This window comes from Rhodococcus sp. NPDC079359 (assembly GCF_040702585.1).
In the GTDB taxonomy this organism is placed as follows: Bacteria; Actinomycetota; Actinomycetes; order Mycobacteriales; family Mycobacteriaceae; genus Rhodococcoides.
The window spans coordinates 905130-924480 of the sequence record NZ_JBFBLH010000001.1 but is presented as its reverse complement, the minus strand read 5'-3'; the positions used below and the strand labels follow the sequence as shown (position 1 = coordinate 924480).

Genomic DNA, 19351 nt, shown 5'->3' with positions numbered 1-19351 from the left:
GATTGCAGTCGATGAAGCATCACCGGATCCAGCCGGGACCGCCGATTCGACGCCGGCCGTCCGGCGTCGACAACTGATTTCGGGCCGCGACCGACGGCACACCACAGGAGCAACACATGAACATCACTGATCAGCACATGCTCATCGACGGAGATCTCGTCGGTGCAGGCAGTGGACAGACCTACGACGTCGTGAATCCGGCAACCGAAGAGGTGGTGGGAACGGCACCGGACGCCCAGTCGGAGGATGTCGAGCGCGCCATTGCCGCCGCGCGTCGGGCCTTCGACAACTCGGACTGGTCCACGAACGTCGAACTCCGGCGCCGTTGCCTGACTCAACTGCAGAACAACCTGCGCAAGGTCGCCGACGAGATTCGTCCGATCCTCACAGCGGAGAGCGGCATGCCTATGGCGCTGTCGTTCCCGATGGGCCTCGACGGTCCCGTCGAATCACTGGGCTACTGGCCGGAGTTGTTGTCCACGTACGAGTTCGAGCGGACGCTGCCGCCCAAGCAGATCATGGGCGGAGAGTCGATTCGCACCGTGCGCAAGGAAGCTGCAGGAGTCGTCGCGGCGATCACGCCGTGGAACTTCCCGTTCCAGCTGAACCTGACCAAGATCGGTGGAGCGCTTGCTGCCGGGTGCACGGTGATTTTGAAGCCCGCACCCGACACACCCTGGTCCGGGACGGTATTGGCTGCAGCTGCCGCCGACACCGACATTCCGGCCGGTGTTCTCAATATCGTCACGACGTCGGACAACCGGGTCGCGGAGGTCTTGACCACCCACCGTGACGTCGACCAGATTACCTTCACCGGTTCGACCGCAACGGGACGGTTGGTCATGCGCAACGCGTCGGAGACCATCAAGCGAGTGTCGTTGGAACTCGGTGGCAAGTCGGCGGCGATCATTCTCGACGACGCCGATCTGGCTTCGAGCGTGGCGATGGCAGCCGGTGCGGTCTGCATGCACGCCGGTCAGGGGTGTGCACTGGCTACCCGGCTGCTGGTCCCACACCATCTGATGGACGAGGCCGCGGCGATAGCCGAGCAGATCCTCGCCGGTCTGCCCTGGGGCGATCCGACGGACATGTCGAATATGATGGGGCCCTTGATCAATCGGTCTCAGTTCGAGAAGGTGCTGAACTACATCGAGGTGGGCAAGTCCGAAGCTCGCCTGGTGGTCGGTGGAACTCGGCCGGAGCAATACACAAAGGGCTACTTCGTCGCTCCGACTCTGTTCTCGCACGTTCCGGCCGACAGTCGGATCGCGCGCGAGGAGATCTTCGGTCCGGTCGTGTGTCTCATCGGGTTCGAGGACGACGACGACGCAGTTCGTATCGCGAACGATTCCGAGTTCGGTCTCAGTGGTTCGGTGTACAGCGCGAGCACCGAACGCGCCAAGCGAATTGCGTTGCGATTGCGGACCGGAACGATCGCGCTCAACGGCGCGCAGTGGTTCGATCCGGAGTCACCGTTCGGTGGGTACAAGCAGAGCGGACTCGGCCGTGAATGGGGAGTGGAGGGTCTCGAAGACTTCCTCGAGACGAAGACCTTCAGCTTTCCGGTGAGCTGATCGTCGGCCCGCTCACCACGTGCATGGACGCCCCTTCCTGAAATTCGACCCCATATGTCGGGGCTCGGATTTCAGGAAGGGGCGTCCATATCGGTGCAGCGAATTGGATCAGCTGGGTCCCTGGGGGAACTTCAACAGGGACCCAGCATCGACGCGGATCTGCTGCCCGGTGATGTAGCGCGATTCATCCGAGGCCAGAAAGAGCATGAGGTTGGAGATGTCCACCGGCTCGACGTACGGGATCGGCATCGCTTGGAAGGTGGTGAAGGCAGGCTCCACGTCTTCCCGAGTCGGGTTCTCGAGATCGGGACGGAACATGCTGTACAGGCCGTCGTTGTGCAGAAGATGGGTGTTGACGTTGGTGGGATGGACACAGTTGACGCGAATGTACCTGGGTGCCAAATGCAATGCCATCTGCTCTACGTAGCTCATCAACGTTTTCTTCGCCCAGCCGTACCCTGCACTGCCCGGGCCCATTGCGGGGTTGTCCGTGGTGCCGGGGAGCATTGCCGCGGTGGAACCGGTGACCACGATGGAGCTGTGGTCCGGCAGGTGCGGAAGTGCAACCGCCACAGCGTTCATGACGCCGAGGAGATCGACATCGGTTGCGTCGACGAAGTCCATCGGATCGGGATCGCCCATAGCCATCGGGAGAATGCCGGCGTTCGCGAGCACGATGTCGAGACGGCCGAGCTCTGCGACTCCGGCACCGAGCGCGTCGCGCAGCTGACTGCGTTCGCGGACATCGGCCTTCGCCGTCACGATGCGTCGATCGAGGCTCTCGACGAGACGTTTGGTCTCGTCCAGATCTTCCCGTGTCGCAAGCGGATACGGGTTGGACTCGATCTGTTCGCAGATGTCGACGGCGATGATGTCTGCGCCCTCCTGCGCGAGACGTACCGCGTGGCTTCGACCCTGTCCACGGGCGGCACCGGTGATGAATGCTACTTTTCCTTCGAGACGTCCTGCCATGAGAACTCCTGTTCGCGCCGGGGGATGTGGGCCGACGGTGGTGGTGCGCCACATCGCATCGTGCCCGCATCCGACGCTAGACCATGTGCGGGGCGAATATTCAGGAATCCCGATACTGCTGCACTACCGCAAATACGATGGCGGAGTTGATCATCGGCCCAGAAGTCGGATGGCACTCATCGGGCAGGCGGACGCGCCGGATTCGGCGTCCGAGATCAGGTTGTCGGGAACGTCCAGGTCGGCCTTCGCCGCGAATCCGTCGTCGTCGAGGTCGTACAGATCCGGTGCTGTAGCCGCGCACAGGCCGTGTCCCTCGCACTGGTCCAGTTCGATGTGTACTCGCATTGAGATAGCCCTCCGTTGTCATTCGATGAGTCTCGCGCGCAATCGGGCGAGGTCGAGTTCGCGGGTGCCGTGATCGAGGAGCCATCCCCCGGCACCACCGCGCCAATCGGTCAGCCGGTCCACCACCGATGCAATGGCGGATTCCGGAGCCGTCAACCACTGTGGCGGCAAGGTGCGCCCGCCGGATGCTCTGTTGGCCTTGGCTTTCCACCGAAGACCCAGTGCTGGCATGTGCGCCTGAGTCTGCAGATAGTCTCCGACCACCTCGTCCGGTGTCACATCCGCAGCAAGGAGTAGCGCCGCGACTGCGACGCCGGTTCGATCCTTCCCCGCTGCGCAGTGCAGCAGCGTCGGCCCGGAAGCGTCGGCGACAATGGACACCAACTCGGCGACACGGTCGGCGGCGGAATCGAGTATCTGCTCGTACAGCCCCGCCAGTTCCGGAGGAAGTGCCTCGGTGGGGGCCGCCCCGTCGTGCAGTGGACGGTGATGGCGGATCGTGTCCCCGCCCCAGTCGAACGGATTGCGCTCTGCTTCGGCGAGGGACCGTAGGTCGACGACCACCGCGGGCGGCCAGACCGGGATAGCCACGGGGCGGGAATCGCCCTGATACGGAGCATCACTGCGGTACAGAACGCCGTATCGAGTCACCCGTCCGTCGACGGTGTGCAACCCGCCGACGTCGCGCAGGTTGGCCAGCGTGTCTGTGTCCGGCGCACCCGTTTCTCGGGCCAGGGAGTCGTTCATCGCGGCGGAGGAGGATTCTCGGAAGCGAGCGCGCGCAACCGATTTCGATCGACCTTGTTCATTGCGGTCACTGGCAACGCGTCGACGATCACGAGGTGGTCGGGGGACTTGTAGTCGGCGAGTCGGTCGGCGGTCCACCGTCGAAGTTCGGTAGACGTCGGCGGCGACGAAGCATCGGACGGTACGACGAACGCGACCCCGATCTCGCCGATGACGGGCATCGGATACCCCACTACTGCTGCCTCTTTCACCCCGGGATGCTCGGCGAGGACGTGATCGACCTCTACCGGATGCACGTTGAAGCCGCCGCGGATGTACATGTCTCCGACGCGTCCCGCCAGTACGAGGTCGCCCTCGTCGGTCATTCTGCCGAGGTCTCCGCTGACGAACCAGCCGTCGTCGTCGAATGCGTCGGCGGTTCGCTCGTTGTCGTTCCAGTATCCGCGCATCACGCAGGCGCCGCGAACGCGCACTCGTCCCACTCTGCCGGTCGGCACCTCGGTGCCGTCCTCGTCGGTGATGCGAACGTCCATGCCGGTCTGCGGCTTTCCGACGGTGCGGAACGCCACGTCCGGTCGGTCGTCTATCGCCGTGCCGCACACGCTCGGTGACTCGGTCATCGCATAGCGAACCACCAACGGCACGCCGATCAGCTCGGCGGTGCGCTTGACGAGCTCCGGCGACGCGGGGGCGGTGGCGACGACGCCGAGCCGGAGGTCGGGAAACGAATCACGTCGTACATCGGGGAGGTCGAGCAGTTTGGTCCATTGGGTCGGGACGCCGCCCGCCATCGTGATGCGCTCACGGACGAGGATGTCTCGCATCTTCGCAGCCGACCACGGGACGGGGGAGACCACGAGGGTGATACCCCAGACGAGCTGGTCCCACAGCTTCGCCATGTATCCGGCGTGCGGGAACGGCGTGGACGAGAGGCGTCGGTCGTAGGGGGCGCTCATCACACCGGCCGAATGGGCTGCGGCAGCCATGTTCTCGCCGTCGAACCAGGCACCCTTCGGCAGGCCGGTCGTTCCGCTCGTGAAGATGATCGTCACCGGTGCATCGAGCCCCGTTGTTGCAGAGACGAAGTCGGTGACGTCCGCGCGGAACACGGCACCCAGTTCGGTACGTGCCATCACCGGTAGCGCGGCGTCGATCTCGGGGAGATCGGCATCGGCGTCGCGGATCACCAGTGCAGGCTGTGCCTGCGTGAGGATCGACTCCACCTCCCGCGGGCCCAGTCGCGTGTTGATCCCGGTCGTCACGGCACCGAGCAGCGCGATCGCCGTGTAACAGATCGCGTAGTCGATTCCCGAGGGGAGCATGAGAGCGACGACGTCGCCGCGGTCGATTCCCCGGCCACGGAGACGAGCGGCCAGCGCACGCGAGCGCTGGTACCACTCGTCGAAACCGAGTCGGGTGCCGTCCTGTTCCACGTAGGCGTCGCGTGCGCCGTACTCGGCCGCCGCCGCTGCCATCAACTGTCCGGTACTGGTGAACCGACCGGGAAGTGGGGGGCGGACCGACGGCAGCACAGTCGTCACGGTTGTTCCGAGCCCAGCAGCACTGTGCCGCTCGAGCAGAACCATCCCCCGGTACCGCTGACGCAGGCGATCTTCGCGTTCGGAGTCTGTCGTACACCGGACTCACCGCGCAGCTGGCGAGCCGCTTCGACGATGAGGAAGAGTCCCCGCTGACCTGGGTGACATGCGGACAGGCCGCCGCCGTCGGTGTTGGTCGGCAGTTCTCCGCCCAAGCGAAGTGCGCCGGATTCGACGAACTTGCCGCCTTCGCCCTTCTCACAGAAGCCGAGGTCTTCCATCGTGAGGAGCAGCATGTAGCTGAAGGCGTCGTAGATCTCGGCGACATCGACGTCCGACGGCTTCAGTCCGGCGCGCGCGAACGCGAGCGGTCCCGTCACCGATGCAGGGCCGACCGTCATGTCGTCCCACTGGCTCGTCAGCATGTGCGACGTTGCCTCACCCGATCCCAGTACCCATACCGGGTCGGACGCGAGATCTTTCACTCGATCCTCGGAGACAAGCACCACTGCAGCGCCGCCGTCCGAGCGAATGCAGCAGTGCAGCTTGGTGAACGGGTCGGCGATCATGGGTCCCGACAGCACGTCCTCGATCGTGATGGGATCGCGGTACATCGCTTCGGGGTTGTCTGCGGCGTTGAATCGGGCCGACACAGCGACCTCGGCGAGCTGCTCGATGGTGGTGCCGTACTGATACATATGCCGACGCGCAGCCATCGCGTACTTGGAGATGAGTGTGTGCCCGTAGGGCGCGTCCCACTGGAGCGGTCCGCGCGAGCCCCAGTTGATATTGGCTCCGCGCAATCCCTTTCGAATGTCGGCGCGGGCGGTCGACCCGTAGGTCAGCAGCACGACGTCGGCATGACCGGCGGCGATGGCGTCGGTGGCGTGCGCGAGCATGACCTCCCACGACGCGCCCCCGACGGACGTCGAGTCGATCCAGCGCGGTTTGAGGCCCAGATATTCACCGACGTCGGTGGGCGGCAACGTTCCCTGGCCCGTGGAGCCGAGTCCGTCGACGTCGGCGGGGGTGAGACCGGCCTCGGCGAGCGCGCGACGACTCGCCTGTGCCATCAACTCGTACGCGTTCTTGTCGTCTACCTTGCCGACGTCGGACAGTGCGACGCCTGCGATGGCAACCTTGCGCGTCACTGGGCTGCACCCTGCTGGAGGAGCTGAGCGAGCACCTCGGTCGGTTCGCCGAACAGATGCGAGTAAACGTGGGCCCGTTTGAGCACGAGATGCGCGTTGTGTTCGTAGGTGTAGCCCATGCCGCCGTGGACCTGGATGCTGTGGGCGGCGTTGTCGATCGCGGCTCTGGAGGCTACCGATTTGGCGGACAGGATCTGGAACTCGATGTCGTCTCGGCCCGATTGGAGTGCGATCGCGGCGAACAGTGTCTGTGAGACCGACGCGTCGGCGGACACTGCCATGTCGGCGCACATGTGTTTGACCGCCTGGTTCACCCCGATGGGTTTGCCGAATTGGATTCGAGTGGCGGCATGTTCGGTCGCCATGTTCTTTGCGGCCGTGGCCAGTCCGGCCAGTGTCGCCGCCGCGAGAACCTGCGCCCTGGAGAAGATCGGATCGGTCGAGGCCGGCACCCAGTGTTCGACGCGGCCGGAGATCACGGTCGACGTCGACAGGCGGACGGCAGGATCGATGGACGGTACGGGCGTGATGTCCGGGAACTCGTCGATTGCGACGAGAGCGGCACCGTGCTGGGCCACCAGCAGAACGTGCGTGCCACCCACACAGTCGAGCAGATCGAACGAACCCTTGAACCCGTCCGCGCCGAACGCTCCGTCGCCGCGCAGTTCGCCGAGTCCGACCAAAGCCTTACCGCTCCCGATGAGCTCGGTCAGTTCGACGTCGCCGCTGTGCGCAGCGACCCGCGCGGCGAGGGTCGACGCCAGGAACGGACCGGGCGCAAGTCGCGTCGCGAGCGCGGCGAACACGAGTACCTCGTCGTCGAGCGGGCGGCCCGAGCCACCAAACGATTCGTCGAGACCGAGTGTCAGCAGTCCGAGTTCGCCGCCTTCGCGCCACCGCGCGGAGTCCACCGCACTCGGCAGTTCCGCGCGGTCGCGGATATCGGAGATCGGCAATCGTGATTCGATGAATTCGGTTGCGGCAGAGACGATGTCGAGCTGTTCCTCAGAGGGGAGTAGGTTCATGTTCGTTTCTCTCTTCTCACCGTGGGAGACCGAGGACGCGTTCCCCGATGATGTTTCGCTGGATTTCCGAGGTCCCGCCTCCGATGGACTGCGAGAACGAGTACAGGTAGTTGCCCACCCACCCGTTCTTGTCCCACCGTGACGAATCGCGAAGCGCGTCGACCCCGACGATGTCCATCGCGAGTGCGGCCACCTCTTTGCACAGATCCGCGTAGTGGAGCTTGAGCATCGACCCGCGCGGACCGGGGGTGTCGGACTTCATGTTCTCGCAGATGCCGACGTAGGTCATCGCTCGCAGCGACGCCACCGATGCGCGCGCACGGGCAAGTCGGCGGGAGATCTCGTCGTCCTCGATCGCCGCTCGTCGACCGTCGGGCCCGACATGGTCACGAGCGAAATCGATCAGGTCCTCGACCACCTTGGCCAGGCGAACCTGGTTGGCGGTGAATGCAGTTCCGCGCTCGAACGACAGAGTCGACATGGCCACGCTCCAGCCGGAGCCGATCTCACCGACCACATTGCTCAACGGAATCCGGACGTCGTCGTAGAAGACCTCGCAGAATTCCTCACCACCCTCGATGGTGCGGATCGGACGAGCCTCGATCCCGGGAGTGCTCATGTCGCATATGACCCAGGTGATGCCCTTGTGCTTGGTGCCGGAGTTGTCGGTGCGCACCAGCAACTCTTGGTAGTGGGCATGCATCGCGAAACTGGTCCAGATCTTTTGCCCGTTGACCACGAGGGAGTCGCCGTCGACGACGGCCTTCATCTTGAGAGAAGCCAGATCCGAACCGGCCTCGGGCTCGGAGAATCCCTGGCACCAGATCGCTTCACCCTTGAGGATCTTGGGGAGGTGGAGCGTTTTCTGCTCTTCGCTCGCCCTGGTGATCAGCGTGGGTCCGGCATGGCTGAGGCCGACGAAGTTCGCGTCGATACCCGGGAATCCTTGAGCCGCGTACTCCTCGTACCAGATCAGTTGCTGCAGCAGTGTCAGTCCGCGGCCGCCGTACTCGGTCGGCCAGGCGATACCGGCCCAGCCGCCTTTCCACTGCGTCTGCTGCCAGGCCATGTCGTAGTCGCGGATCCCCTCGTTGTCGCGCGGGCGTACCTCGCGCGGCTTGTTCTCGACCAACCAGGTACGTACCTGGTCGCGGAACTCCACCTGTTCCTTCGTGAAGTCCAAATCCATCTTTGGGGGCCTTCCGTAGCGGCGAATCGTTCTCGATCCGCGGTCCGACTACTGCCGAGTGTAAGTGACAACACCGTCAGATTAAAGAGGTTTCAGGAATTCCGATCGCTGACGACGTACCGCCGCGCGAGGTCGTCGCTTCCGCGTGCGAGTATTGCGACGTCGGCGCCGACCAGCACGAACCGAGCCCCGGCCGCGATGTATCGACGAGCGAGCGTCTCATCGAACGCATTGACTCCCGCCACCGTTCCGCACGCGGTGATGTCCGAAATTGCTTGTTCTACAGCCTTGACCACCACTGGATCCTGCGGGCGTCCCAGGTATCCCATGGAGGCCGCCAGATCCGCCGGACCGATGAAGACGGCATCGATACCCGGCGTCGACGCGATTGCTTTCAATTCCGCGAGTCCGGCGGTCGATTCGACCTGCACGGTGAGCGAGATTCCTTCGTCTGCGGTGATGAGATAGTCAGAAGTACGGTTCCAGCGCGAGGCGCGCGCCAGGGCACTACCGACGCCGCGAATGCCGTTCGGCGGGTAGCGAGTGGCTGCGACCAGGGCCGCGGCCTCATCGGCCGACTCGACCATCGGCACGATCAGGTTTGTCACGCCGATGTCTAGGAGCTGCTTGATGACCACGGCGTCCCCCGACGCCGGACGAACGAGTACCTCGATCGGGTACGGGGCCACCGCCTGCAGCTGAGCCAGAGTGGAGCGGAGGTCGTTGGGGACGTGCTCTTGGTCGAGCATCAACCAGTCCAGCCCGGACCCTGCGCAGATCTCGGCCGTGTAGCTGTTTCCCGACGCAATCCACATGCCGAACTGCGTCGTGCCAGTGGACAGAAGGTCGCGCCAACTGTTGCTCGTCACGGTCGGTCCAGTGGTTCGAAGTACACCGACACCGTGCCGAGCGGACCGTAGTCGGCGACGAACGTGTCACCGGGTTCGGCGAACACCGGCTTGGTGAACGAACCGGCCAGGATGATCTCACCCGCCTGCAGGGCGACATCGTGTGGCGCAAGACGGTTGGCCAACCACGCGACCCCGTTCGCGGGATGCCCCAACACGGCTGCCGCAAGCCCCGACTCCTCGATGGACGCGTTGCGCAACAGCAAGGCGCCGACCCAGCGAAGATCGACGTCGTGTGGGCGGACGACGTTGCCGCCGAGCACGATTCCGGCGTCGGCAGCATTGTCGGAGATGGTGTCGACGATCGTCCGCTGGTGCCCGGTATCGGGGTCGCTCATCTGGACGCGGGCATCGAGGATCTCGAGTGCAGGCGTCACGTACTCGCTCGCGCGCAGCACGTCGTACAGCGTCACACCCGGCCCTTTCAAGGTCTCGCCGAGAACGAACGCGAGCTCCACCTCGACACGTGGCCGGATGAAGCGGTTCGCCGGCACCGTGCCGCCATCGTCGAAGAACATGTCGTCGAACAACGCACCGTAATCGGGTTCCGAGATGGACACCGCGCGCTGCATCACCTTGGACGTGAGTCCTATCTTGCGGCCGCGCACGGCCGCGCCGTCGGCGATCTTCAGGTCCACGAGGGCGCGCTGCACCGCGTACGCGTCGTCGATCGTCATGTCCGGATACTGAAGCGAGAGTTGACGAATCGGTGTTCGGGACTTCTCGGCTTCGTAGAGGCGGGCAGCGGCGTCGGCGATGGTGCCCGCGTCCAACGTCTCACTCATCGACGGCGTCCCTGTCGGAAGTGTGACCGCTGGCGGACATACCTCTACCGAGGAATTCGAGAGCTGCCGGGTTGAAGCTTGCAGGATCCTCGAAATGCGGCCAGTGGCGCACGTCCGCCATCTCGAAGATCTCCGATTCGGGAATCAGCCGAGCGACCGTGCGTGCGGTGCTCTGGTACTCGCCGTGGTCCTTGCCGGAGGCGACGATCATCGTCGGAGCGGTGATCGTCGCCCACTTTTCCTCGGGAATCAGATTGCGGTCGCGGGCATCGGCGTCCTGCAGGATCAGCAGGTGTTCGATCGAGGTGCGGGTGTCTTCGCGCTGGTAGATCGCCTGGCGAAGGGCGATCAGATCCGGGAGGCGACGCGCTTCGTCCGCGATGAGGTGCTCGAACACCTTGTGGATCGATTCCCAGGTGGGGTTCTCGACGGCGGCCGTCCGCTCGGCGCGGATACGAGCCATGTTCGACGCCGTGGCGACGAGACCGGCAGGCGACATAAGGATCAGCTTGTCGACGCGGGAGGGGTGCTCGACCGCCACCGCGGCGGACACCCACGCGCCAAGAGACATTCCGATGAAGTGGGACTTCGCGATACCGAACAGGTCGAGCACGGCCAGGACCTGGCGTACGTAGACGGCGATCTCGTAGTCGTAGTCCGGCTTGTCGGAGAATCCGTTGCCGATGAGATCGACTGCGATGCAATGGTAGTGCTCACTGAGCGCGGACAGGTTCGAAGCGAAAGTCTCCCAGTGTCCACCGGTGCCGTGCAGCATGATCACGTGTGGCTTGTTCGAGGAACCGGCCTCGGCGTAGCGGGTTCGGACACCGTCGACGTCCAGAAAACCCTGGCGGAATTCAAGCTCGCGCAGATAGCCCCAAATGCTCTGGTAATTCTCGTCCTTCACCTCGGTGCCGGGTGTCGTCGGAGAGTCGATCGTGGTCTCTGTCATCGGGAGCCTTCCGTGTTGCCGAGTTCGCCGTCGGTGATGACGGTAATCTGACGCTCTGTACCTGTTCAGTGCAATCTATTCATAGTGTGCATCTTTGTGCGACGTCAATCCATAGCTTTGAACAGGGAATTATTGGATCGGTTCGACCCAGTTCGGTCGATCCTCTCCATTGTTTCTGACACTCGCATACGATATGACTATGAGAGTAGCTGGTCCGATCGGTTCGCCGTTCCATCGAGTACGTCGACCACCAGTGGGTCAGAGAAAGAGTTGAGGTCAATGTCTGACGAAGTAGCTGATCGACGCACTCCCAAGAGGCGGGAGGTGGCTCACCTGTCCAACGAATTCGCGGTCGTGCGCATCTCGGTCGACGACACGGGCAACGGTCCGCGTCTGCTGGTCGAGGACGCCGAGACCGGGGACCACATCTTCTTGTCGCCGCTCGAACTGGCCAGCCTGTGCCTCGCGACGCCGGAAGATCGACAGGAGTGGATCAGGGTGGGCAACTACCGCGACGAGCGCAGGGATCGCTCGCTCGGCCCCGTCAGGAGCAACACGCCATGACCGGTGCTTCCTCGACAACCCCTGCCATCGTGGGACTCGGCATGACCGAGATGTCACTGCGGCCAGGGGCGTCGCCGCTCCAGCTCGCGGGTGAGGCCACACGTGCTGCGGTCGCGGATGCCGGACTGGAACTGCACGACGTCGACGGACTCCTCGTCGGCTCTTCGCAGGGAATTCGGCCGGATCGACTCGGTGTCGCGTTCGCGGCACAGGGCGGATTCGGTGATCTGCGACTGCTCGAGCACATTGAGATCAAGGGTGCGACGACCATCGCGATGATCCAGCACGCGCGTGCGGCGGTGGCGTCGTCCGCCGCACGCGCGGTCGTGTGTGTGTTCGCCGACGCTCCTCTCGTGGCGGGCAGGGCCGCCGGATCGACCTACGCGCAGAGTGGTGGACAGAGTGGCACTCGTGGTCTCGAACGCGCGTCGGGTGTCCTCGGCTCGGTGCCGACCTATGCGTTGTTGACAAACCGGTGGATGCACACCAACGGCGGAACGCCGGACGATCTTCGTGTCGTCGCTACGTCCACTCGCGCGTGGGCGCAGCGCAACCCGGACGCGGTCGTGCGGACTCCGCTCGACAGCGACGGGTACTACGCGAGTCCGATGATCTCCGACCCGCTTCGCCGACTCGACTGCGCGCGCCCGGTCAACGGTGCCGTTGCGGTCGTGGTCACCGCAGACCCCGGCGTCGGAACGGGCCCGAGAGTCGCGATTCGCGGTGCCGGTCGCGAGCATCCGGTTCGTCATCGGCGAGCCGGCCGTGAGTCGTGGTTCGGCGGCGGCGCCCGCGCTGTCGACGACGCGCTGACAGAAGCCGGGATGACCCGCGACGACCTCGACACCGCACAGCTCTACGACCCCTTCTCGATCGTGACGCTGATGCTGCTCGAGGAGTACGGACTCACCCGCGGTGCTCGTGCCGGCGATTTCGTCCGCTCCGGAGACACCGGTCTCGGTGGCGTGTTGCCGACCAACACCGGCGGCGGCCAGCTGTCCGGGTTCTACCTCCAGGGCATGACACCGTTGGCCGAAGCTCTCGTCCAACTGCGAGGAACGGGCGGTGATCGTCAGGTGGACGGCGCCCGAACGGCACTCGTCGGCGGAATCGGTGGTCGCGTCGACCACCATGCGGCACTCGTTCTCGAGCGTGCGGCATGACAGTGATCACCGACGGTCGAACCGACTGGCTGCTCGACCCTGCCTTGGCCCCGACGGTCGACGGCGATCCGCTGCGGCCGCTGTACGACGGTGCCGCGCGGGGCGAACTCGTGCTGCCGTTCTGCTCGCGGTGCGACGCCCCGGTCGATCTCGACCAGCAGGTGTGTGACCGGTGCGGATCGCCCGAAACGGACTGGCGTGCAACCGATCTGCATGGAACCGTGCACTCGGCCACGCTCATGCGTCGGCTCGAACCCGGACTGGTCGCGACCACCGCGCCCTATCCGATCGTGGACGTCGAACTGCGCGGCGGCCACCGCCTGATCATGACGACCGTCGACGTCGCCCCGGCCGTACCTCGCATCGGGGACAACGTCCGCGTGGGATTCCGGCACCTGGGCGGGGTGGCATTACCCGCCGCATACATCGAATCCGACTCTGCAGCAACCGAACCCGCATCGGACGGCTCGGCACGAACAGAACCCGCATCATTCGATCTCGCTTCATCGGACACGGAGGCCCTCTCATGACCACACTCGAACCCGCGGTGGCCCACACGGTGCCACACGACAGCCCGGACGCGTTCGACGTCGCCGACGTCGTTCAGGGCGACCGCGTACACGGCTCGGTGTACACCTCGCCCGAGATCTTCAAGCGTGAGATGGACACCATCTTCCGCGCCGGCTGGGTATACGTCGCACACGAGAGCGAGGTGAGCGAGGAGGGGGACTACCTCACTCGGGTGATCGGTCACGATCCCATCGTCGTCGTGCGTGGCAAGGACGACATCGTGCGCGTCCTGCTCAACCGTTGCTCGCACCGCGCCAACAAGCTCTGCAACGCGGAGTCCGGCAACGCCAGCAACTTTCGCTGCCCTTACCACGGCTGGACGTTCTCGAACGACGGTTCGCTCGCCGCGGTGCCGATGCGTAACGGCTATGGCGACGCTTTCAAGAAGGTGAGCTCCGAGCTCGGCATGGCCGAGGCCCCCCGCGTCGACAGTTACGGCGGATTCATCTTCGCGTCGTTGTCGGCGGACGGAGTCTCGCTGAAGGAGCATCTCGGCGGCGCGACGCGTGCCATCGACAGGCTGCTCGATTTGTCGCCCACCGGCACGATCGATCTTCGCTCGAACTGGATGAAGCATCTGCATCACGCGAACTGGAAGATGGTGGTGGAGAACAATGTGGACGGCTATCATGCGCTGTTCACCCACGCCTCGGTGTACGACGCCATCAAGCCCGCGAAGGTCTCGCACATTCCGTCCAAGGTCGAGGTCGTCGTCCGCGACATCGGTGACGGACATTCGGAGATCGACTACTCCGCCGAATATCGGAAGCTCGACGAGGAATTCGTCTGGTACGGCCGCACCCCACGGGAGAAGCTGCCCGAGTACGTTGCGGCGCTGGAGAAGGCGCATGGGGTCGAGAAGGCCCACGATGCACTCGTCGTCGGTCCGGCTCACACGCTGATCTGGCCCAACCTCTTCCTTGCCGAGATGAACGTGATGTACGTCGAACCGATCGGCGTCGATCGCACCATCGCCTACACCACCGCAGTGATGATCCCCGGTCAGGGCAAGCTCAACGAACGCACGCTGCGCCGTTCCGAAGGTGCAATGGGCCCGGCCGGATTCCTCATCGCCGACGACGGTGAAATCGGTATGCGCAACCAGGCGGGATTGGCAGCGCAGGACCCCGAGTGGCTCCGCCTTTCGCGCGGACTCGAAACAGATGTGACGGACGAAACCGGAATCGTCAACTACGACAAGAGCGCGGAAACGCCGCAGCGCGGGTTCTACCGCCAGTGGGCATCCGTTGTGGGACAGGAGAAGTGACCATGACGACCACCGAGGATAACGACGGTGCGGCAGATGTGGCGAGCACGTTGATTCCGTTGCCTGCACCGGAGGCCGACGTTGCCGGATTCCTGTATCTGGAATCACGACTGGCCGATGAGGGCAGGTACTCCGAGTGGGAGCTGCTGTGGGCCGACGATGCTCTGTACTGGGTACCCATGCACCCGGACACCGATCCGAAGACCCAGCTGTCGTACATCTACGACAACCGGCGACGCATCAGGTCGCGCGTGGCCCAGCTCAACACTGGAAATCGGCACTCGCAGACGCCGCCTTCGGTGATGCGCCGGATGTTGAGCAACATGGAAGTGGTGAGCTCTACCGCCGACACCGTGACGGTGGAATCCAACTTCGCCGTGTTCGAGTACCGCTACACCCAGCGCATCTGGGCCGGCCGAGTGATGCACACGGTGCGCCGCACCGAACGAGGATTCGAACTCGTAGCCAAGACAGTGCATCTCGTGGGTGCAGGCGGTCCCCTGGACACGCTCGCCTTCCTGATCTGAGAACGACGTGTTGCGCCCGATACGCGAAGGTGTGAACCTTCCCGAGAACATTTGCGAGGAACTGTGCTGGTAGGCGACATCTCACGGAACAATGCGCGGAGATACCCCGACAAGACTGCCGTGGTCGAAGGCGGCACCACCCACACCTGGTCGGCGGTGGACACCAGGGCCGGTCGGCTGGCTCGCTACCTGCTGAGTGCGGGATTGAACAAGGGCGACCGTGTACTGGTGATCGCGCGCAACTGCGTCGAGTGGCCGGAAGCGACGTTTGCCCTCGCCAAGGCGGGACTGGTGGCGGTGCCCGTCAACATTCGCCTCGCACCGGACGAATTGGCGCACGTGCGTGACGATTCGGGGGCCCGCGCGGCCATCGTGCACACCGAGCAGCTCGAGCGGTTCGGCGGCGAGCTCGTAGATCTCGACGTCCTGGTTCGCATCGGATCGGGCGACGACACGACAGTGGGCGTCGAGTACGAGTCCGCGCTCGATCAGGGGCAGTCGACGGCGCTGCCGACCATCGAACCGGACGACGTACTCTTTATCCTGTACACAAGCGGCACCACCGGGCGTTCGAAAGGTGTTGTCAACACGCACCGTTCGTTGCTCGCGCAGGCGGTCGACACCAACCTGGTGACCGAGGGAAACCGGTCGGACGTCTTCCTGGCCACCACACCGTTCTTCACAGCGGGTGGCATGGTGCGCACGGTGTCGTGGACCTATCTCGGCCAGACGATGGTGATCCACAGAAAGTTCGATCCGCAGGCCGTCATCGACGAGATCGAGCGAAGCGGCGTCACCTTCACCACGTTCATCCCGACGATGCTGCAACGCACGCTGCGCATCCTCGAAGACGGCCCTGCGCGAGACATGTCGAGTCTTCGCCGGATCAGCTACGGCTCGTCACCGGTGCCCCCCGGTTTGGCACGCAAGGCGATGGATCTGCTCGGTTGCGACCTGCAGCAGCGGTACGGGCTGACCGAATGTGGTGGTCAAGCAACAATTCTCACGCCACAGGATCACCGCGACATGGTCGACGGCAAGACATCGATTCAGACCTCGTGTGGCCAGGAGACACCGATGGTGTCCATCCGCATCGTCGACGCGGACGGTGCCGAGCTGCCTGCGGGCGAGATCGGCGAGATCGTCATCGAGTCCGACGCCAACGCCACCGGATACTGGAATCGCGCCGAACAGACGGCGGAAGCGTTCCGCCCCAGCGGACTGTGGTCGGGTGACCTCGGATTTCTCGACGAGGAGCGGTATCTGCACATCACCGGCCGCAAGACCGACATGATCATCTCGGGTGGGTTCAACGTCTACCCGGCAGAGATCGAGCGAGTGATCGGTCATCACAGCGCTGTGGAGATGGTTGCCGTTGTCGGCGTGACGGATCCCGAGTGGGGTGAGACGCCGATCGCCGTCGTGGTCCCGCGCGGCGAGATCGACACCGATGCAGTCACGGCCGAACTGACTGCCCTGTGCCGTGCCGAATTGGCCGGCTACAAGCAGCCGCGACGTTTCGTGTTCCGTACCGAATTGCCACTGGGCCCGGCAGGCAAGATCCTCAAGCGGGTCATCGCCGACGACCTTCGCGCAGTGGCGGCGGAATAGTCGCGCCATGACCGAACTGACCGACAGCGTGGTTGGACGTTCACGCACTGAGATCTTGGATGCGACGACGGTATGGCAGTTGGTCGCCGACCGAGCCGAGCTCGCCCCCGACGCGGAGTTCGCAGTGGACGAGCACTGTGCGCGTTTCACGTTCGGGGCCTTCCGCGAGTTGTCGGACCGGATCGCCGCCACCCTGTACGAGCGCGGTGTGCGGGCGGGCGACGTCGTGTCGTGGCAGATGCCGAGCACCGTCCAGACCATGGCGATGGCGGTGGCTCTCTCGCGTCTCGGCGCAGTCCAGAACCCCGTCATCCCGATGTTGCGTGATGCCGACGTCGAGTTCATCACCACTCAGGTGGGTGCGTCACTGCTCGTCGTTCCGCGTGAGTATCGCGGCTACGACCACGGTGCCATGGCCGAGCGGGTCAAGGGCTCGGTCCCGAATCTGGATGTGCTCGTGATCGAACAGGACTTCCCGCTCGGTGACCCAGCGACTCTGCCTGCTCCGCTCGATCGCGGCGTGGAGTCGATCGACTGGATCTTCTACACCTCCGGCACGACGGCAGCGCCCAAGGGCGTCAAGCACACCGACCGTGGGCTGATCGCTGCGGCAAAGACATTCGTCGCCAACCTGGAGGTGACCTCCGACGATCGATGCGCGGCCTTCGTGCCGATTGCGCACGTGGGCGGCATCGCACATGTGCTGCACGCGTTTCTGGTCGGGCATTCGCTCATCGTCAGCGCCGTGTTCGATCCCGAGCGCAACGCGGATCAGCTCATCGAAGAGCGGGCCACCCTCGTCGGTTCGGGTCTGCCGTTCACCAACGAGTACCTACGTCTGTCGCGAGAACGCGGTGTGACCCCGCTCTTCCCGCATTCGCGCGCTACGCTCGGCGGTGGATCGGGCAGACCCGCATCGTTGAGCGCCGATGCTCGCGACCGGCTCGGCGGCGTCGGGATCATCTCGGGATACGGCATGACCGAGTGCCCGTACATCACGTGGGGAACCCCGAACGACACCGACGTTCAGCGCGCAGAATGCGAGGGCATCCCGGGAGCGGGCGGCGAGGTACGCATCGTCTGCGACGGCGAACGCGAAGCCGACACCGGTGAGATCGGTGAGATCCGTGTGCGAGGTCCGCAGCTGTTCCGCGGATACGTCGACGACACTCTCGATGCAGGCGCGCTCGATACTCGTGGATTCTTCCGCAGCGGCGACCTCGGTTACCTCGATGCAGACGGACGACTCGCAGTCACGGGCCGTATCAAGGACATCATCGTGCGCAAGATGGAGAACATCTCGGCGCGTGAAGTGGAAGAGGCGCTGATCGGCGATCCGACGATTGCCGACCTCACCGTCATCGGATTGCCCGACGCCGTCTCGGGGGAGCGGGTGTGCGCTGTGGTGGTCCCTGCCGATGCGGGCACTCCGCCCACCCTCGACTCGGTACAGAAATATCTGCGCACCACGACGCTGAACATCCGCAAGTTCCCCGAACAGGTGGAAGTGCTGGATGCCATTCCGCGTAACCCGCTGGGGAAGATCTCCAAACCCGCTCTGCAACAGCGGTACACCGATCCACAGAACGAGAAGAAGGTGGCTGCCGTGGCGTCCGAGAATGGCTCAGCAGAGGGAGACGGCTCCGCGGAAAGCGCCGTGTTCACGACGATCGAGTTCGAGGTGGCCGATCACATCGCGACGATCACACTCGACCGGCCGGATCGGTTGAACTGCTTCAACGAGGCCATGGCGAGCGAGATGGTGCGTGTGTGGGAGCGGGTGCGTGACGACGACGACATCCACGTTGCAGTACTGCGTGCCAACGGTGAGCGCGCCTTCTGCACCGGAGTGGATCTGAGCGCAGGACCATGGTGGTCTCACCTGAACCGGTGGAATCAGGAGGACCCGGGAACATCACTGGGACCTCGGGCCCACAAGGTGTGGAAGCCGGTGATCTGCGCCGTTCAAGGCATGGCCGCGGGCGGCGCGATGTACTTCATCAACGAGTGCGACATCGTGATCTGCTCGGAAGACGCGACGTTCTTCGATCCACACGCCAACGGGGGCATCGTCTCGTCACTCGAACCCATCGGGATGCTGGCTCGCGGAGTCGCGTTCGGTGAGGTCATGCGCTGGGCTCTGTTGGGCAGTGACGAACGGATGACCGCAGACACCGCATTGCGTGCGGGGATCGTCACGGAGGTGACGGCGACGGGCGAATTGCGAGCCCGCGCTCATCAACTCGCGACCGAGATCGCCGCACGTAGACCGGATGCCATTCAGGGCACCGTGCGCGCGATCTGGGAGTCCATCGACATGACACCGTCCATGGCGATGCGAAACGGGTTGTCGTACACCCAGATCGGCAATCAGGGTGAGGGTAGGACGGACTCCCGCAAGAACAAGCGCACACCGCGGTTCAGATGACATCGACAGTGATTGTGTCAATCGAGGAGGATCTA

At 64.3% G+C, this 19351-nt stretch carries 18 protein-coding genes and 1 pseudogene; 9 read left to right on the top strand and 10 right to left on the bottom strand.

Annotation, left to right across the window (positions count from 1 at the left end; all coding sequences use genetic code 11):
- The first annotated feature begins 116 nt into the window (after positions 1 to 116).
- A complete protein-coding gene (locus AB0362_RS04160; protein WP_366234890.1) occupies positions 117 to 1574 on the top strand; it encodes an aldehyde dehydrogenase family protein in 1458 nt (485 codons plus the stop codon).
- Between the two features lie 108 nt (positions 1575 to 1682).
- Here AB0362_RS04160 and AB0362_RS04155 read toward each other — a convergent pair whose 3' ends face one another.
- The 10 genes from AB0362_RS04155 to AB0362_RS04110 all read right to left on the bottom strand — a co-directional run bounded on the left by AB0362_RS04155 (position 1683) and on the right by AB0362_RS04110 (position 11186).
- A complete protein-coding gene (locus AB0362_RS04155; RefSeq protein WP_335742141.1) occupies positions 1683 to 2546 on the bottom strand; it encodes a mycofactocin-coupled SDR family oxidoreductase in 864 nt (287 codons plus the stop codon).
- A gap of 150 nt (positions 2547 to 2696) precedes the next feature.
- On the bottom strand, positions 2697 to 2891 hold the full coding sequence (locus AB0362_RS04150; protein ID WP_335742142.1) for a ferredoxin: 195 nt from the start codon (positions 2889 to 2891) through the stop codon (positions 2697 to 2699).
- Between the two features lie 18 nt (positions 2892 to 2909).
- Entirely contained in the window at positions 2910 to 3638 is a 729-nt protein-coding gene (locus AB0362_RS04145) for a tyrosine-protein phosphatase (RefSeq protein WP_366234889.1), read from the bottom strand.
- On the bottom strand, positions 3635 to 5113 hold the full coding sequence (locus AB0362_RS04140; RefSeq protein ID WP_366234986.1) for a class I adenylate-forming enzyme family protein: 1479 nt from the start codon (positions 5111 to 5113) through the stop codon (positions 3635 to 3637). Before AB0362_RS04140 ends, AB0362_RS04145 begins: the two co-directional genes overlap by 4 nt.
- A gap of 62 nt (positions 5114 to 5175) precedes the next feature.
- Positions 5176 to 6327, bottom strand: a complete 1152-nt coding sequence (locus tag AB0362_RS04135; RefSeq protein ID WP_335742144.1) for an acetyl-CoA acetyltransferase — start codon at positions 6325 to 6327, stop codon at positions 5176 to 5178.
- On the bottom strand, positions 6324 to 7352 hold the full coding sequence (locus AB0362_RS04130) for an acyl-CoA dehydrogenase (protein ID WP_366234887.1): 1029 nt from the start codon (positions 7350 to 7352) through the stop codon (positions 6324 to 6326). The genes AB0362_RS04135 and AB0362_RS04130 overlap by 4 nt, the downstream gene beginning before the upstream one ends.
- 16 nt (positions 7353 to 7368) lie before the next feature.
- On the bottom strand, positions 7369 to 8541 hold the full coding sequence (locus AB0362_RS04125; protein WP_366234886.1) for an acyl-CoA dehydrogenase family protein: 1173 nt from the start codon (positions 8539 to 8541) through the stop codon (positions 7369 to 7371).
- Between the two features lie 92 nt (positions 8542 to 8633).
- Positions 8634 to 9356, bottom strand: a complete 723-nt coding sequence (locus AB0362_RS04120; protein WP_366234985.1) for an aldolase/citrate lyase family protein — start codon at positions 9354 to 9356, stop codon at positions 8634 to 8636.
- A gap of 50 nt (positions 9357 to 9406) precedes the next feature.
- A complete protein-coding gene (hpaH, locus tag AB0362_RS04115; protein ID WP_366234885.1) occupies positions 9407 to 10234 on the bottom strand; it encodes a 2-oxo-hept-4-ene-1,7-dioate hydratase in 828 nt (275 codons plus the stop codon).
- Entirely contained in the window at positions 10227 to 11186 is a 960-nt protein-coding gene (locus AB0362_RS04110) for an alpha/beta hydrolase (RefSeq protein ID WP_366234884.1), read from the bottom strand. Before AB0362_RS04110 ends, hpaH begins: the two co-directional genes overlap by 8 nt.
- Before the next feature lie 279 nt (positions 11187 to 11465).
- Here AB0362_RS04110 and AB0362_RS04105 point away from each other — a divergent pair, with 279 nt between their 5' ends.
- The 8 genes and pseudogenes from AB0362_RS04105 (at position 11466) to AB0362_RS04070 (ending at position 19316) form a co-directional block, all read left to right on the top strand.
- The gene (locus AB0362_RS04105; RefSeq protein WP_366234883.1) at positions 11466 to 11750 is read left to right on the top strand and encodes a hypothetical protein; all 285 of its coding nucleotides are present in this window, start codon (positions 11466 to 11468) and stop codon (positions 11748 to 11750) included.
- Positions 11747 to 12913, top strand: a complete 1167-nt coding sequence (locus tag AB0362_RS04100) for a thiolase family protein (RefSeq protein ID WP_366234882.1) — start codon at positions 11747 to 11749, stop codon at positions 12911 to 12913. The genes AB0362_RS04105 and AB0362_RS04100 overlap by 4 nt, the downstream gene beginning before the upstream one ends.
- Positions 12910 to 13443, top strand: a complete 534-nt coding sequence (locus tag AB0362_RS04095) for an OB-fold domain-containing protein (protein ID WP_366234880.1) — start codon at positions 12910 to 12912, stop codon at positions 13441 to 13443. Before AB0362_RS04100 ends, AB0362_RS04095 begins: the two co-directional genes overlap by 4 nt.
- Complete coding sequence (locus tag AB0362_RS04090) at positions 13440 to 14750, top strand: Rieske 2Fe-2S domain-containing protein (RefSeq protein ID WP_366234879.1); 1311 nt, start codon at positions 13440 to 13442, stop codon at positions 14748 to 14750. The genes AB0362_RS04095 and AB0362_RS04090 overlap by 4 nt, the downstream gene beginning before the upstream one ends.
- Positions 14751 to 14752: 2 nt before the next feature.
- On the top strand, positions 14753 to 15277 hold the full coding sequence (locus AB0362_RS04085; RefSeq protein ID WP_366234878.1) for an aromatic-ring-hydroxylating dioxygenase subunit beta: 525 nt from the start codon (positions 14753 to 14755) through the stop codon (positions 15275 to 15277).
- A gap of 63 nt (positions 15278 to 15340) precedes the next feature.
- Positions 15341 to 16888: an AMP-binding protein gene (locus AB0362_RS04080; RefSeq protein ID WP_366234877.1), complete on the top strand. Its 1548-nt coding sequence runs from the start codon at positions 15341 to 15343 to the stop codon at positions 16886 to 16888.
- Positions 16889 to 16895: 7 nt separating this feature from the next.
- Positions 16896 to 18419, top strand: a pseudogene (locus AB0362_RS04075) (AMP-binding protein); the annotation flags it as partial.
- Between the two features lie 126 nt (positions 18420 to 18545).
- A complete protein-coding gene (locus tag AB0362_RS04070; protein WP_366234984.1) occupies positions 18546 to 19316 on the top strand; it encodes an enoyl-CoA hydratase/isomerase family protein in 771 nt (256 codons plus the stop codon).
- The last annotated feature ends 35 nt before the right edge of the window (positions 19317 to 19351 follow it).